This window comes from Craterilacuibacter sp., from assembly GCF_051659485.1.
In the GTDB taxonomy this organism is placed as follows: Bacteria; Pseudomonadota; Gammaproteobacteria; order Burkholderiales; family Chromobacteriaceae; genus Craterilacuibacter.
Window position 1 is genome coordinate 1 of the sequence record NZ_JBOFOO010000298.1, and the last position, 15,243, is coordinate 15,243.

General features: G+C 60.7%; 14 protein-coding genes. 12 read left to right on the top strand and 2 right to left on the bottom strand.

Annotated features, from left to right (window positions below):
- Positions 1-344: 344 nt before the first annotated feature.
- On the top strand, positions 345-1,247 hold the full coding sequence (locus ACRC1E_RS10430) for a dihydrodipicolinate synthase family protein (protein ID WP_438515031.1): 903 nt from the start codon (positions 345-347) through the stop codon (positions 1,245-1,247).
- A 135-nt stretch (positions 1,248-1,382) separates the two neighbouring features.
- Positions 1,383-2,087, top strand: coding sequence for a GntR family transcriptional regulator (locus ACRC1E_RS10435; protein ID WP_438515032.1), 705 nt, complete (start codon positions 1,383-1,385; stop codon positions 2,085-2,087).
- Positions 2,088-2,126: 39 nt separating this feature from the next.
- On the opposite strand, the gene ACRC1E_RS10440 is transcribed toward ACRC1E_RS10435, so the two are convergent.
- Both ACRC1E_RS10440 and ACRC1E_RS10445 read right to left on the bottom strand, forming a co-directional pair.
- On the bottom strand, positions 2,127-3,311 hold the full coding sequence (locus ACRC1E_RS10440; RefSeq protein WP_438515033.1) for an acetyl-CoA C-acyltransferase: 1,185 nt from the start codon (positions 3,309-3,311) through the stop codon (positions 2,127-2,129).
- 118 nt (positions 3,312-3,429) lie between these two features.
- Positions 3,430-3,837: a MerR family transcriptional regulator gene (locus ACRC1E_RS10445; protein ID WP_438515034.1), complete on the bottom strand. Its 408-nt coding sequence runs from the start codon at positions 3,835-3,837 to the stop codon at positions 3,430-3,432.
- 136 nt (positions 3,838-3,973) lie between these two features.
- Here ACRC1E_RS10445 and ACRC1E_RS10450 point away from each other — a divergent pair, with 136 nt between their 5' ends.
- The 10 genes from ACRC1E_RS10450 to ACRC1E_RS10495 all read left to right on the top strand — a co-directional run.
- Complete coding sequence (locus ACRC1E_RS10450; protein WP_438515035.1) at positions 3,974-4,828, top strand: 3-hydroxybutyryl-CoA dehydrogenase; 855 nt, start codon at positions 3,974-3,976, stop codon at positions 4,826-4,828.
- Between the two features lie 57 nt (positions 4,829-4,885).
- Complete coding sequence (locus ACRC1E_RS10455) at positions 4,886-6,895, top strand: AMP-dependent synthetase/ligase (RefSeq protein WP_438515036.1); 2,010 nt, start codon at positions 4,886-4,888, stop codon at positions 6,893-6,895.
- Positions 6,892-7,680, top strand: a complete 789-nt coding sequence (locus ACRC1E_RS10460; protein ID WP_438515037.1) for an ABC transporter ATP-binding protein — start codon at positions 6,892-6,894, stop codon at positions 7,678-7,680. The genes ACRC1E_RS10455 and ACRC1E_RS10460 overlap by 4 nt, the downstream gene beginning before the upstream one ends.
- 10 nt (positions 7,681-7,690) lie before the next feature.
- Positions 7,691-8,578: a branched-chain amino acid ABC transporter permease gene (locus ACRC1E_RS10465; protein ID WP_438515038.1), complete on the top strand. Its 888-nt coding sequence runs from the start codon at positions 7,691-7,693 to the stop codon at positions 8,576-8,578.
- A gap of 2 nt (positions 8,579-8,580) precedes the next feature.
- Positions 8,581-9,645 carry a branched-chain amino acid ABC transporter permease gene (locus ACRC1E_RS10470; RefSeq protein ID WP_438515039.1) on the top strand — a complete coding sequence of 355 codons (1,065 nt, stop codon included), beginning with the start codon at positions 8,581-8,583 and terminating at the stop codon, positions 9,643-9,645.
- Positions 9,646-9,698: 53 nt separating this feature from the next.
- Entirely contained in the window at positions 9,699-11,012 is a 1,314-nt protein-coding gene (locus tag ACRC1E_RS10475; protein WP_438515040.1) for an ABC transporter substrate-binding protein, read from the top strand.
- A 57-nt stretch (positions 11,013-11,069) separates the two neighbouring features.
- Positions 11,070-11,882, top strand: a complete 813-nt coding sequence (locus tag ACRC1E_RS10480; protein WP_438515041.1) for an ABC transporter ATP-binding protein — start codon at positions 11,070-11,072, stop codon at positions 11,880-11,882.
- Positions 11,883-11,893: 11 nt separating this feature from the next.
- Positions 11,894-13,051: a phenylacetate--CoA ligase family protein gene (locus ACRC1E_RS10485; RefSeq protein ID WP_438515042.1), complete on the top strand. Its 1,158-nt coding sequence runs from the start codon at positions 11,894-11,896 to the stop codon at positions 13,049-13,051.
- A gap of 20 nt (positions 13,052-13,071) precedes the next feature.
- Positions 13,072-14,568 (top strand): CoA-acylating methylmalonate-semialdehyde dehydrogenase, encoded by a 1,497-nt coding sequence (locus ACRC1E_RS10490; RefSeq protein ID WP_438515043.1) that lies wholly within the window; start codon positions 13,072-13,074, stop codon positions 14,566-14,568.
- Between the two features lie 8 nt (positions 14,569-14,576).
- Positions 14,577-15,243, top strand: a 667-nt coding sequence (locus ACRC1E_RS10495) for an acyl-CoA dehydrogenase family protein (protein WP_438515044.1), incomplete at its 3' end; no start/stop codon positions are given.

Consider the following 15,243-nt stretch of genomic DNA (forward strand, 5'->3'; position numbering starts at 1 on the left):
TGTCCGTCTATGCATTCAAACTCGGCGATTGGCATCGCTATACCCCTGTGATTGCGTTACTCCAATTTAGGATTTTATTTTTTTGAATACAATTGCGCGATGTAAATTAGCAAAAACGCCACACCGTGACTGCAAGCAAATAACAAGCTAAACATAAGGTAATAACCAGCAAAATCAACAAAATAAGTGCATTTTGCAAAAAAACACGGTTGCATTGCAGCATTCGTACCAGCAGTTATCGGGTACGCATTGAATGCAAAATACATTGAATTTTGCATTCAAAAACACCTAGCATGAAGTGGACTGCAGCACAGTGACTGCACCCAACAGCAAGGAGCAAAACCATGGCACACCTCTGGACTGGCGTTTTCCCGGCCGTCACGACCAAATTCCACGCTGACGAATCGCTGGATTTAGCCGCCACGGCCAAGCATATCGAGTGGCAACTGGCGTGCGGAGCCGATGGCATCATTGTCTGCGGCTCGCTCGGGGAAGCATCCACCCTCGCCTCCGACGAGAAAATTGCCATCCTGAAAGCGGCAAAGGAAGTGGCCGGCAATAAGCCGGTCTTGTTGACCGTGGCCGAAGACAGTACCCGGGCCGCCTGCGCAATGGCGCAGGCGGCCTATGCCGCTGGCGCAGACGGCATCATGCTGCTGCCGGCCATGCGCTATGTGTCGGATGAGCGCGAGACGCTGAACCACTACCAGCGCGTCGCCGATGCCAGCCCGCTGCAGATCATGATTTACAATAATCCAGTTGCTTATGGCGTCAATATCACGACCGAGATGTATCAGATGATGGCGGCAGAAGCCAAGTTCGTTGCCATCAAGGAGTCCAGCGGTGATATCCGCACACTGACCAATGTGATCAATGCGGTAGGAAGCCGCTTTGCGATCTTTAGCGGCGTGGATGATCTGGCCCTGGAGAGCCTGATGATGGGTGCCGATGGCTGGGTAGCCGGTCTGGTTGTGGCTTTTCCGCAAGAAACGGTGGCCATATACCGGCTGGCCAAGGCGGGCCGCTGGGATGAAGCCCGCGCCCTGTATCGCTGGTTTGCCCCCTTGCTGCACCTGGATGTCTCGATGAAGCTGGTTCAAAACCTGAAATTGTGCGAAACCATGCTGGGCGTGGGGAGCGAGCATGTGCGTGCGCCTCGCCTGCCGCTATCAGGCAGTGAGCGCGAACGTGTGACGCACATCATCGAGGCCGGGCTTGCCCGCCGGCCGCAACTGCCTGAACTTTAAACACCCCTCTACACCCGTCACGCCCGCCGTGACGGGCCGCCTTTTTACTACTCTGCCGGATGCCCGCGCAGTTTGGCTGCCCAAACAATGCAAGCCGCTTATGGTATGGTGGTGCCGCTTTTTTGAGAGATCGCCATGCAGCCAGCCACCGAAACTCCGCCCAGCCTGACCGTTGTTGCCACCGAAGCCATCCGCCAGCGTATTCTGGCCGGGGAATGGGCCGATGGCCGCCAGCTGCGACAGGAAGCTTTGTCGCGCGAACTGGGCATGAGCCGGGTGCCGATTCGCGAAGCCTTGCGCCAGCTGGAAGCGGAGGGACTGGTCAATATCATTGAAAATAAGGGTGCCGTCGTCGCCCAACTATCGCTACCGGAAATCGTCGAACTGCTGCGGGTTCGCGTCCTTCTGGAATGCGATGTACTGCTGGAGGCCATCCCGCGCCAGACCAGCGCCGACATTATGGAAGCCGAGCGGCTGCTGGCCCGGTTCGAGCTGGCGCTGCGCGATAAGGACATCAGCACCTGGGGCATCCTTAACGCCCAGTTTCATCTGGCCCTGTATCGCGCTGCCAACCGTAGCCAGACGATGGCTATCATCGAGCAGCTACACAACCGCACCGACCGCTATACCCGCATGCAGATCCTGCTCACCGGTTTCAATGAGCGGGCGCACGATGAGCACACCCAATTGCTGGCGTATTGCCGGCAAAAGGATGCGATCAGTGCAGCCGCCTTTTTGCGCCAGCACATCCTCAATGCCGAAGAGGCGCTGGAGGCTTGGTATCGCACTCAGGCGCTGACACAACAGGGCAAGCAACGAAGCCGGAAAAAAGCAGACTAGCATCGCGATCCACGCCGGGCCCGGCGCGACAACTTTCCGTCAAACCAGCTCCAGCGCAATGGCAACCGCTTCGCCGCCACCGATGCACAAGCTGGCTACGCCACGCTTGCCGCCAGTCTGCTGCAGCGCCGATACCAGTGTCACCACGATACGGGCACCGGATGCGCCTATCGGATGCCCCAGCGCACAGGCGCCACCACGGATATTGACTTTGGCGTGATCCAGCGCCAGATCCTGCATCGCCGCCATGGTCACCACGGCAAAGGCTTCGTTGATTTCGAACAGGTCGACGTCATCCGTGCTCCAGCCTGTTTTGGTTAGCAGCTTCTGCATGGCGCTCACCGGTGCGGTGGTAAACCAGGCTGGTTCCTGTGCATGGCTTGCGTGCGCGACAATGCGCGCCAGAGGCTGCAGGCCGCGGGAGCGGGCGTCGCTTTCCCGCATCAACACCAGTGCGGCTGCACCATCTGAAATCGAGCTGGCATTGGCGGCCGTGACCGTGCCATCTTTTTTGAACGCAGGCTTCAGGCCGGCAATCTTGTCGGCACTGGCTTTTAAGGGCTGTTCGTCTACTGCTATCCGCTGCTCGCCCTGGCGGGTGTTGAGCGTTACTAGTGCGATTTCAGCGGCAAACACTCCGGCCTCAACAGCCGCCTGCGCGCGCATTAGCGAGGTAATTGCATACGCATCCTGCGCCGCACGGCCAAAGCCGTACTTTTCGGCGCACAGTTCGGCAAATACGCCCATCAGCGTTCCCTTGTCGTAGGCGTCCTCCAGGCCATCCAGAAACATATGATCCTTGATTTCACCATGCCCTAGCCGGAAGCCGGTGCGCGCCTTGGGCACCACATAGGGCGCATTGCTCATGCTCTCCATGCCGCCTGCGACCATCACGTCGGCCGAGCCTGCCTTGAGCATATCGTTTGCCAGCATCAAGGCCTTCATGCCCGAGCCGCACATTTTGTTCAGCGTGGTGCAGTTGACCGCATCGGGCAGCCCGGCGCCGCGCGACGCCTGGCGCGCAGGCGCCTGCCCCTGCCCGGCCCCCAGCACATTGCCCATCATGACTTCGTCCACTGCCTCGGGCGGCAGGCCCGAGCGTTCGACTGCCGCGCGGATAGCTACCGCACCCAGTTCGCTGGCACTCAGGCCGGCAAACATGCCCTGAAATCCACCCATGGCGGTACGCGCCATGCCGACAATTACGATGTACTCCTGTTGCATCTGCTTCTCCTGTGGTTTGCAGCGTCTGCCGCTGCAGGGGGGGGTAACCTGTCTGCAACGCAGTTGTACGGGAAATGCCGTTTTATGCATCCTCCGTTTGCGTCATGCATCTTTATTCTTAAGCCGGCACATCGCCGGTGCGTCGCGCCATGAAATATTCGCATTGCGCCTTGAGCTGGCCGACCTCGGTCAGTACCAGATGGAGGTCTTCCATCTGCGAGCGCAAGTGCTGCTCGCGCTTTTCAAGCTTCTTGACGAACTCCATCAGCTGCGGTTCGTCATCACTGGCTGCGTCATACAAGCTGAAAAGCTCGTGTATCTCCAGCAGGGACAAGCCGATGCGCTTGCCGCGCAGGGTCAGCAGCAGACGCACCCTGTCGCGCCGGCTATAGATACGCCGCTGCCCGTCTCGCTCGGGACTGAGCAAGCCCTGGTCTTCGTAAAAACGCAAGGCACGGGTGGTGATGTCGAACTCCTGCGCGAGTTCACTGATGGTAAAGGTGGTCTTGTGTGCCACTTGTTGCATGCGTGCTTTTCCTTTTTTCAGCCTGCTTGTGTATCTAAAACAACAGTCCTTAACGTTAACGTCAATTTACCACAAAAGCATGTTGACGTTAACGTCAACGTCAATTAATTTGCAAAAAACAGGACGGGAGCGCGCAATGAAGATCAGCATGGCAGGCGTCATCGGTGCAGGCACCATGGGTAGCGGCATCGCGCAGACGCTGGCGACGCACGGCGTGGAGGTCACCCTTAGCGACGTGAGCGAAGAGGCGCTGGCGCGCGCGCTGGATAATATACACAGCAGCCTGTCGCGCTTGGCGCAAAAAGGCGTGCTGGACCTCTCCACCCTGCCTGCCATCCTGGCGCGCATCCGCACCGCTACCTCTGCCGACATCCACCGCCATAGCCAGATCGTGATCGAGGCAGCCAGCGAAAACGAGGCCATCAAGCAGCAATTGCTACGCGAGCTGGACGGCATCGTACCGGCCGATACGGTAATCGCCTCCAATACATCATCGATCTCGCTGACCCGCATTGCCTCTTGGGTGTCGCATCCCGAACGCGTGATCGGCATGCATTTTATGAATCCGGTACCGCTGATGCAGTTGGTCGAGGTGATCCGTGCGCTGCAAAGCTCGGATCAGAGCTGCGACACGGTGATGGAGCTGGCACGGACACTGGGCAAGACCCCGGTCGAAGTCAGGGATGCGGCAGGCTTTGTCTCCAACCGCATCCTGATGCCGATGATCAATGAAGCGGCGTTCACCATATATGAAGGCATTGCCAGCGCCGCCGATGTGGATACGGTGATGAAGCTGGGCATGAACCACCCGATCGGCCCCCTGGCGCTGGCCGACCTGATCGGGCTGGACACCTGCCTTGCCATCATGGACATCCTGCACACCGAGTTTCGCGACAGCAAATACCGCGCTTGCCCGCTACTGGTGCAACTGGTTGCCGCCGGCCAGCTGGGGCGCAAGAGCGGGCACGGGTTTTTCCCCTACAGCGTCTGATTTTGCACGACAAGACTCGTGCAGCCATGGAGCTGCCGGGCATGAGGAGAGCACGACATGCAAAAACCGGAAATATCACCGGATGAGAAGGCGCTGGATACTTTCCCCAAGTATCTGCTGCATCATGACAGGGTCAGACCCGCGCACCCCTCACTCAGGGAAAAGGATCTGGGCATCTGGCAGACGCTGAGCTGGCACGAGGTGGCTCGCGAAGTCCATGCGCTGGCGCTGGGTTTCGTCACGCTGGGGCTTGCGCGCGGCGACCGTCTCGCGATTATCGGCGACAACCGGCCGCGCCTGTATATGAGCATGCTGGCCGCCCAGTGCGTGGGCGCCATTCCGGTGCCCTTGTATCAGGATGCGATCGCCAGCGAAATGGCATTTGTACTGGCCGATGCCGGTGCCCGCATTGCCGTGGTGGAAGATCAGGAGCAGGTAGACAAACTGCTGGAAGTGATGGCGCAACTGCCGGCGCTGGAGCACATCATCTACGACGATGGTCGCGGCCTGCGCAACTACAGCAATGAGCGGTTGCATGATATTGCCGAAATACTGGGCCGTGGCCGGGTACTGGGCGACGAGTTCCCCGAACGCTTTAACGAGATGGTCGCGACAGGCAAGGGGGAGGATATGGCCATCATCCTCTACACCTCGGGCACGACCGGTACACCCAAGGGGGTCGTTCACAGCTACGACAGTATGGTGCAAACCGCACGCAATGCCGCCCGTCTAGAAGGCTTGACCGAACACGAGGAAGTGCTGGCCTATCTGCCTATGGCGTGGGTGGGCGACAACCTGTTTTCCTATGCGCAGTCGCTGGTTACCGGCTTCTGTGTTGCCTGCCCCGAATCCTCCGACACGGTCATGACCGATCTCAGGGAAATCGGCCCCACCTATTACTTTGCCCCGCCACGCGTATTCGAAAACCTGCTGACCCAGATCACGATACGGATGGAGGATGCCAGCCCCATCAAGCACCGCCTGTTCCACTACTTCATGGATCATGCGCGCCGCGTCGGCACCGACATTCTGGAAGGACGGCAGGTGGCTTTCTGGGATCGTGTCGGCTACCGGCTGGGAGAGATGCTGGTCTATGGGCCGGTGAAGAATGTGCTCGGTTTCTCGCGCCTCAAGCTCGCCTATACCGCCGGTGAAGCCATCGGCCCCGAGCTGTTCGATTTTTTCCGCGCCATCGGCATCAATATCAAGCAGCTCTACGGCCAGACCGAAGCCTATGTAATGGTGTGCGTGCAGGCCAACGACAAGGTCAGGCCCGATACCGTCGGCGTAGCGGCCCCCGGCGTGGAAGTCAAAATATCCGATAGCGGCGAAGTGCTGTTTCGTGGCCCGGGCACCTTTCACAGCTACTGGAAGCGTGAAGATGCGACCCGCGAGACGCGTACTGCCGAGGGCTGGGTGCATACCGGAGACGCCGGTTTCTTCGACGACGACGGCCAGCTCAGGATCATAGACCGCGCCAAAGACGTGGGCCGCCTGAGCGACGGCAGCCTGTTCGTGCCCAAATATCTGGAAAACAAGCTCAAGTTCTTCCCGCACATCAAAGAGGTGGTGGCCTTCGGGGACGGCTGCGATTTTGCCACCGCCTTTATCAATATCGACCTGAGCGCCGTCGGCAGCTGGGCCGAGAAACGCGGCATGGCCTACACCGGCTACACCGATCTGGCCGCGCAGGCGCCGGTGTACGAGCTACTGCGCGAGTGCGTGGAAAGCATGAACCGCAGCCTTGCCGCCGACCCGCGCCTGTCCGGTTCGCAGATCAAGCGCTTCTTGATCCTGCACAAGGAACTGGATGCCGACGATGGCGAGCTGACCCGCACCCGCAAGGTCAAGCGCAAATTCATTGCCGAACGCTATGCCTCGCTGATTGCCGCGTTGTACGACGGCTCCAGCGCGTCGACCATCGATGCCGAAGTGAAATTCGAAGACGGCCGCAGCGGACACATCCGTGCCACGCTCAAGATCATGGATGTGGCCAGCTTCCCCGCCACCGTCAAAACCGCGGTGGCCAATACCGGAAAAACCCGCGACATCAGGGAGGCCGCATGAACCCGCAACGCAAGATAGGCGATGTCATTCTCGCCGCCGAAAACATTTCGCTTGCCTTTGGCGGCGTAAAGGCGCTGACCGATATCAGCCTGGATGTCCGCGAACACGAACTTTTATCCATCATCGGGCCGAATGGTGCCGGTAAAAGCTCGATGCTCAATGTCATCAACGGCGTCTACCACCCGCAACAGGGTCAGGTGACCTGGCGCGGCAAGCCGCGTGGCCGCATGCATCCGCATGAGGCGGCGCGCATGGGCATCGCGCGCACCTTCCAGAACATCGCGCTGTTCAAGGGCATGAGTGTGCTGGACAACATCATGACCGGTCGCAACCTGAAGATGCACGCCAACTTCCTGCAACAGGCACTGTGGTGGGGGCGCGCACAGCGCGAGGAAATGGCACAGCGCGAAAAGGTCGAGCACATCATCGATTTTCTCGAGATCCAGGCCATACGCAAAACACCGGTCGGACGCCTGCCCTACGGCCTGCAAAAGCGGGTCGAACTGGCGCGCGCCATCGCGGCCGAGCCCGCCTTACTCTTGCTGGACGAGCCGATGGCCGGGATGAATGTCGAGGAAAAACAGGACATGTGCCGCTTCATCCTCGATATCAACGATGCCTTCGGTACCACCATCGTATTGATCGAACACGACATGGGGGTGGTGATGGATATTTCCGACCGCGTGATCGTACTCGACTACGGCAAGAAGATAGGCGACGGCACGCCGCACGAGGTGCGCAACAACCCTGATGTAATCGCCGCTTATCTGGGCACACGCCACTGAGGAGACAAGCATGGACTGGCTGTTTTTTACCGAGGTTCTGGTCGGCGGACTGCTCGCCGGCGTGATGTATTCGCTGGTGGCACTAGGTTTCGTGCTGATTTACAAGGCGTCGGGCGTTTTCAATTTTGCCCAGGGTGCGATGGTGCTGTTTGCCGCGCTGACTTTCGTCTCCATTCAGGCGATGGGCGTGCCGTTCTGGCTGACCTTTTTCATCACGCTGGCAATCATGGTCGGCCTGGGACTGGCAATCGAACGCGTAGTACTGCGCCCCATGGTCAACCAGCCGCCGATTTCGCTGTTTATGGCCACCATCGGTCTCGCCTTCTTTCTCGAAGGTCTGGCGCAGATGCTGTGGGGCGCCGATGTGCACGGCCTGAATCTGGGCTTCAACGACGAGCCTTTCGATGTAGGCGGTGTATTCATCTCCAGCTTCGACGTGTTTGCCGCCACCATCTGCGCGGTGCTGGTCGGTTCGCTGGCGCTGTTTTTCAACAAGACCCGGCTGGGGCGGGCGCTGCGTGCGGTTGCTGACGATCATCAGGCCGCGATGTCGGTCGGCATTCCGTTAAAGCAGATCTGGGCCATCGTCTGGGGCGTGGCCGGTTTTGTCGCGCTGGTATGCGGCCTGCTGTGGGGTTCGCGACTGGGGGTGCAGTTCGCGCTGACGCTGGTGGTCCTAAAGGCCTTGCCGGTACTGATTCTGGGCGGCTTCACCTCGGTCCCCGGCGCCATCGTCGGCGGGCTGATCATCGGCGCCGGTGAAAAACTGGCCGAAGTGTATCTAGGACCCATCCTGTCCGGCGGCATCGAAAACTGGTTCCCTTATGTCCTGGCGCTGCTGTTCTTGCTGGTGCGTCCGGAAGGCCTGTTCGGCGAAAAACACATCGAGAGGGTTTAAGCATGTTTTATCGTGAAGCCGGTCAATTTAAGACCTCGTATGCCGCCGACTCGGCCCTGCTGCCGATACGTCAGGACCGCATCTTCGTGCTGTCACTACTGGCCTTTGCCTTTGTGGCCGTGCCCGGCCTTGCCAGCGACTATCTGCTGTCGGGCATCCTGATCCCGTTTCTGGTGCTGTCGCTAGCGGCACTGGGGCTTAACCTGCTGACCGGCTATGCCGGCCAGCTGTCGCTGGGTTCGGCCGCCTTTATGGCGGTGGGCGCTTACGCCACCTACAACTTCATGCTGCGCGTGCCGGGCATGCCGCTATTGCTGGCACTGGTGCTGGGCGGCCTCACCTCGGCGCTGGTGGGCGTGGTGTTCGGCCTGCCGTCGCTACGCATCAAGGGCTTTTATCTGGCGGTGGCTACGCTGGCGGCGCAGTTCCTGACCGAATGGGTATTCACCAAGTTCGCCTGGTTCTCGAATGACAGTTCTTCCGGCGTGATCAGCTCGCCGGTACTGTCGGTGTTCGGGTTTGTCATCGACACCCCGGCCGAAAAGTATCTGCTGACGCTGGCGATTGTCGCGCTGATGGCGCTGGCGGCACGCAATATGGTGCGCTCAAGCCTGGGGCGTGCCTGGATGGCGATACGCGATATGGACGTTGCCGCCGAAGTCATCGGTATTCGCATGCTGCGTACCAAGCTGCTGGCTTTTGCCATCAGCTCCTTCTACTGCGGCGTGGCCGGCGCGCTATATGCTTTTGTATTCCTTGGCACGGTGGATGCGCAGGCTTTCGATCTGAACCGCTCCTTCCAGATCCTGTTCATGATCATCATCGGTGGCGTCGGCTCCATCCTCGGTGCCTTTCTCGGTGCAGCCTTCATCGTACTGCTGCCGGTAGTACTCAATCTGGTCGGCCAGTTGATGCACGGCGCGGTCAGTTCGCAGTTCATGTCCAATCTCGAAATGATGATTTTCGGCGCACTGATCATCTTCTTCCTCGCCGTCGAGCCACTGGGCCTTGCCCGCCTGTGGCAGATCAGCAAGGAAAAGCTGCGCCTGTGGCCATTCCCGCACTAGGCCCGCCATTGCTTTAGCTATACCCGCAGGTCCACACCAGAAGGAGACAAACGATGAAAAAAACCGTACTTGCCGTATCGCTGGCCATGAGCACCCTGTCCGGCTTCGTGCTGGCTGCCGGCGAGCAGTTCATTCCGATCCCGAGCTACCGCGTCGGTGCCTATGCCTCGGGAGGCGCCAAATTTTATGGCGGCATGATCGACTACCTCAACTACGTCAATATGAAGCAAGGCGGCATCGGCGGGGTCAAGCTGGCCTACGAAGAATGCGAGACCGAATACAAGAACGACCGTGGCGTCGAGTGTTACGAGCGCCTGAAAGCCAAGGGTGATAGCGGCGCCTCGGCCTTCAACTTCATGTCCACCGGCATCACCTACGCCACCATGGAGCGCGCCGACAAGGACAAGATCCCGCTGATGACCATGGGCTTCGGTCGTGCCGATGCGCAGGACGGGACGGTGTTCAAGTATGTATTCCCGCTGGTGACCTCCTACTGGAGCCAGGCTACCGCCAAGATTTCCTTTATCGGCCAGCAGCTGGGCGGTATGGACAAGCTCAAGGGCAAGAAAATCGTCAACCTGTATCACGGCTCGGCCTACGGCAAGGAGACCATCCCGGTACTGGATGCCCAAGCCAAAAAATACGGCTTCGAGCTGACCCATATCGAGGTACCGGCACCGGGTACCGAGCAGCAATCGCAATGGCTGGAGATTCGCCGCGCCAAACCCGATTATGTCTTGCTACGCAGCTGGGGCGTAATGACCCCGTCGGCGCTCAAGTCGGCGCAGAAGGTCGGCTTCCCGCGCGAGAAAATCGTCTCCAACTGGTGGGGAGGCTCTGAAGAAGATGCGGTAGCGGCAGGCGATGCGGCCAAGGGCTATATCGCCGGCAGCTTCGCCATGGACGGCAAGCAGTTCCCGCTGATTCAGGAGCTGGAAAAAACCGTTTACGGCGCGGGCAAGGGCAACCTGTCCGACAAGAATTATATCGGTTCGGTTAACTACAACCGCGGCGTACTTAGCGGCATCCTGATGACCGAGGCGATACGCGCCGCGCAGAAAAAATACGGCGCCAAACCTCTGACCGGCGACCAGATCCGCTGGGGCATGGAAAACCTGAATATCGATGCCAAGCGCCAGAAAGAACTGGGGGTCACCGATATGTTCCCGCAGATCAAAACCAGCTGCCAGAACCATGAAGGCAGCGGCTACACCCGCTTTATGCAATGGACAGGCACCGACTGGAAGCCGGTTTCCGGCTGGATCAAGGCCGATACCAGCATCACCGGCCCGATGATCAAGGCCTCGGCACAGAAGTATGCGCAGGAAAAAGGCATTACCCCGCGCAACTGCGCCACCGAGAAGTAAACAGCCACCCACCGGCAGACGGTCATCCCGTCTGCCGGCAGCCACGGAGGTCGGGCCATGCAGGCAAGCACGCCGCTACTGTCGGTCAATAATATCGAAGTCATCTACAACCACGTGATTCTGGTGCTCAAGGGCGTGTCGCTGGAAGTGCCGGCCGGGCGTATCGTCGCCCTGCTCGGTGCCAACGGCGCCGGCAAGAGCACCACGCTCAAGGCGGTGTCCACCTTGCTGTCCAGCGAGCGCGGCGACATTACCCAGGGCTGTATCGAATTCAAGGGCCAGCGCATCGACCGCCTGACGCCGGACGTACTGGTCAAGCGCGGCATCGTGCAGGTGATGGAGGGCCGCCACTGCTTCGGCCACCTGTCGGTCGAAGAAAACCTGCTGACCGGCGCCTTTACCCAGAAACACAGCCGCGCCGAGCAAAAAGACGCGCTGGAACGCATCTACCACTACTTCCCCCGCCTCAAGCAGCGGCGCAGCAGTCAGGCCGGTTACACCTCGGGTGGCGAGCAGCAGATGACCGCCATCGGCCGCGCCATGATGGCGCGCCCCGAGATGATTTTGCTGGACGAGCCCTCCATGGGGCTGGCGCCGCAGATCGTCGAGGAAATATTCGAGATCGTGAAGGATCTCAACCAGAAGGAAAAAGTCAGCTTCTTGCTGGCCGAGCAGAACACCCATGTCGCCCTGCGCTACGCCGATTCCGGCTATATCCTGGAAAACGGCCGCGTCGTCATGGATGGCACGGCAGCGGAATTGGCCGGCAACGAGGACGTGAAGGAGTTCTATCTCGGTCTGGGCGGAGACGGGCGCAAGAGTTTTCGCGACGTCAAACACTATCGCCGGCGCAAGCGCTGGCTGGCTTAAGGAGGCGCAGCATGAACCACTGGCCCTCAAGCCCGGATGCCCTGCTGTTTTCCCGCCTGCCCGCCCAGCTCGCCCATGCCCGCGCACAGGCGCCGGCCTACCGCCAGCTTTTGGCAGGCATGGATCTCACCGGCATCACCAACCGCGAAGCACTCGCCACCCTGCCGCTCACGCGCAAGTCGGCGCTGATTGCCGCCCAGGCGGCCACGCCGCCCTTTGGCGGTTACGCCGCCGGCAAGGCGCTACGCGTATTTGCCTCCCCCGGGCCGATTTACGAGCCTATGGATGCCAGCAGCTGGCGCATGGACGAAGCACTGGCCGCTGCGGGCTTTAGCGCCGCCGACATCGTACATAACGGCTTTTCCTATCACCTCTCCCCCGGCGGCTTTATTTTTGACAGTGCCTTGCAGGCACTGGGCTGTACGGTATTTCCCGGCGGGCCGGGCAATCTGGAGATCACCTTGTCGGCGCTGGCGAGCCTGAACGTCAGCGCCTATGTCGGCACCCCCAGCTTCTTGGCGCTGATCCTGGACAAGGCCGACGAAACCGGCACACCGCTTTCGCTTCGCCGAGCACTGGTCAGCGGCGAAGCCTTAAGCGCGGGCCTGCGCGCACGCTGCCATGCGCGCGGCCTCGCCATCAGGCAATGCTACGCCAGCGCCGAACTGGGGCTGATCGCCTATGAAACGGATGGCGAGACCGGCATGCAGGTGGCCGGGGGCATCATCGCCGAGATCTGTGATACAGACGGGAATCCGGTCGCAGAGGGGGACACCGGCGAGCTGGTGATTACCTCGTTTTCAGCCGTCTACCCGCTACTGCGCTTTGCCACCGGCGACTTGTCCGCCTTTGTGCCCGCTAGCCGGCAGCAGCGCATCAAGGGCTGGCTGGGGCGCGCCGACGACAGCACCAAGGTGCGCGGCCTGTTTGTCCACCCCGAGCAGGTCAAGGCCGTACTGGCGCACCACGACGACATCCGCCGCGCGCGCCTGATCCTCAGCCACGACAACGCGGGCAAGGATGTGATGACACTGCATATCGATGCAGCGGCCAGTTGCGACACTGCCGCCATCGAGTCCAGCCTCAAGGCGCTGACCCGCCTCTCCGCCCATGTCGTACACGACAGCGCCCTGCCCGACGACGGCCGCCTGATCGAAGACCGACGCTAAAGACCACACAGGAAACCGCCATGCACATCCCCACTATCAAGCTGCTGATCGGCGGCGAATTCGTCGAATCAAATACCCGTCACTGGCGCGATGTCGTCAATCCGGCGACGCAGCAAGTACTCGCGCGCGTGCCGCTGGCGACAGCCGACGAAGTCGCCGCGGCGGTCTCTAGCGCCAAGCGTGCATTTGCAAGCTGGCGCAAGACGCCGATCGCCACCCGCGCACGCATCTTTCTCAAATACCAGCAGCTGATACGCGAACATATGGCCGAGCTTGCCGCCATCCTGACCGCCGAACAGGGCAAGACGCTGCTGGACGCCGAAGGCGATATCTTCCGCGGGCTGGAAGTGGTCGAGCACGCGGCCAATATCGGCTCTTTGCAACTGGGCGAATATGCGCAGAACGTCGCCGGCGGCGTCGACACCCATACCGTGCTGCAGCCTTTGGGCGTCTGTGCCGGCATCACCCCGTTCAATTTTCCGGCCATGATTCCGCTGTGGATGTTCCCGATGGCCATCGCCTGCGGCAACACTTTCGTACTCAAACCCTCAGAGCAGGACCCGATGGTCACCATGCGCCTGGTGGAGCTGGCGCTGCAAGCCGGCATCCCGCCGGGGGTACTCAATGTGGTGCATGGCGCTGAAGAGGTGGTCAACACACTGTGCGACCACCCCGACATCAAGGCGGTATCCTTTGTCGGCTCCACCCGTGTCGGCACCCATGTCTACCATCGCGCAAGCCAGGCCGGCAAGCGCGCGCAGTGCATGCTGGGTGCCAAGAACCATGCGGTGGTATTGCCCGACGCCAACCGCGAACAGGCACTCAATCAGCTTGTCGGCGCTGCCTTTGGCGCCGCAGGCCAGCGCTGCATGGCGACCTCGGTCGCGGTACTGGTGGGCGAGACGCAAGACTGGCTCCCCGATCTCACCCGCCGCGCGCAGACACTGAAGGTCGGCGCCGGCAGCGACAATCCGGATCTGGGGCCGCTGATTTCAGCGGCGGCCAAATCAAGGGTGGAAGGACTGATCGCCGAGGGCGTGGCCGAGGGCGCTACGCTGCTTGTGGATGGACGCGGCATAGAGGTGGCCGGCTACCCTGACGGCAACTTTGTCGGCCCGACACTGTTTGCCGGTGTGCGCCCCGAGATGGCCATTTACCGGCAGGAAATCTTCGGCCCGGTGCTGGTGGTCTTGAGCGTCGCCACGCTGGATGAAGCCATCGCACTGGTGAATGCCAACCCCAACGGCAATGGCGTGGCACTGTTTACCCAGTCCGGCGCTGCTGCACGCCACTTTCAGGAAAATATCGAGGTGGGTCAGGTCGGCATCAATGTACCGATTCCGGTGCCGGTGCCGCTGTTCTCCTTTACCGGCTCGCGCGCGAGCAAGCTGGGCGACCTGGGTCCCTACGGCAAGCAGGTGGTGGCGTTCTACACCCAGACCCAGACCATCACGACCCGCTGGTTCGATGATGCGGCAAGCGTAGGCCGGGTCAACACCACCATCTCGCTGAAATAGGAGGCGATATGGACTTCGCACTGAACGCAGATCAACTCGCACTACAGGACGCGGCACGCCATTTTGCCCGCCATGCGCTCGCCCCGCATGCGGCCACCTGGGACCGCGACGAGTTCTTTCCGCTGGATAGCATACGCCAGGCAGGCGAGCTGGGTTTTCTTGGCCTGTATACGCCCGAGCAGCATGGGGGACTGGCGCTGCCGCGACTGGATGCGGCCATCGTGTTCGAGGAACTGGCCTACGGCTGCACCTCTACCGCCGCCTACCTGACCATACACAATATGGTGACGTGGATGATCGCCAGCTTCGCGAAGCCGGAAGTCGCCGCCAACTGGGTGCCGCGCATGGTCGCCGGCGAGTTGCTCGCCAGCTATTGCCTGACCGAGCCTTCGGCCGGCTCTGACGCGGCCTCGCTCAAGACCCGTGCTGAAAAGGATGGCGATGGCTGGCGCTTGTCGGGCAGCAAGATGTTCATTTCCGGCGCCGGCGCGACCGAGGTCCTAGTGGTGATGGCCAGAACCGGCGGCGCCGGTGCGCGCGGCATCTCGGCCTTTATCGTGCCGGCGAATAGCGCGGGCATAGCCTACGGCAAGAACGAAAAGAAGATGGGCTGGAAGAGCCAGCCCACGCGTGCGGTCAGTTTCGATAATGTCTATGTGGCGCGCGAAAACCTGC

Bases quoted from the DNA above. Each gene is read 5' to 3' on its own strand.
- ACRC1E_RS10430 (WP_438515031.1), top strand. From the start codon at position 345: ATGGCACACCTCTGGACTGGCGTTTTCCCGGCCGTCACGACCAAATTC.
- ACRC1E_RS10435 (WP_438515032.1), top strand. From the start codon at position 1,383: ATGCAGCCAGCCACCGAAACTCCGCCCAGCCTGACCGTTGTTGCCACC.
- ACRC1E_RS10440 (WP_438515033.1), bottom strand. From the start codon at position 3,311: ATGCAACAGGAGTACATCGTAATTGTCGGCATGGCGCGTACCGCCATG.
- ACRC1E_RS10445 (WP_438515034.1), bottom strand. From the start codon at position 3,837: ATGCAACAAGTGGCACACAAGACCACCTTTACCATCAGTGAACTCGCG.
- ACRC1E_RS10450 (WP_438515035.1), top strand. From the start codon at position 3,974: ATGAAGATCAGCATGGCAGGCGTCATCGGTGCAGGCACCATGGGTAGC.
- ACRC1E_RS10455 (WP_438515036.1), top strand. From the start codon at position 4,886: ATGCAAAAACCGGAAATATCACCGGATGAGAAGGCGCTGGATACTTTC.
- ACRC1E_RS10460 (WP_438515037.1), top strand. From the start codon at position 6,892: ATGAACCCGCAACGCAAGATAGGCGATGTCATTCTCGCCGCCGAAAAC.
- ACRC1E_RS10465 (WP_438515038.1), top strand. From the start codon at position 7,691: ATGGACTGGCTGTTTTTTACCGAGGTTCTGGTCGGCGGACTGCTCGCC.
- ACRC1E_RS10470 (WP_438515039.1), top strand. From the start codon at position 8,581: ATGTTTTATCGTGAAGCCGGTCAATTTAAGACCTCGTATGCCGCCGAC.
- ACRC1E_RS10475 (WP_438515040.1), top strand. From the start codon at position 9,699: ATGAAAAAAACCGTACTTGCCGTATCGCTGGCCATGAGCACCCTGTCC.
- ACRC1E_RS10480 (WP_438515041.1), top strand. From the start codon at position 11,070: ATGCAGGCAAGCACGCCGCTACTGTCGGTCAATAATATCGAAGTCATC.
- ACRC1E_RS10485 (WP_438515042.1), top strand. From the start codon at position 11,894: ATGAACCACTGGCCCTCAAGCCCGGATGCCCTGCTGTTTTCCCGCCTG.
- ACRC1E_RS10490 (WP_438515043.1), top strand. From the start codon at position 13,072: ATGCACATCCCCACTATCAAGCTGCTGATCGGCGGCGAATTCGTCGAA.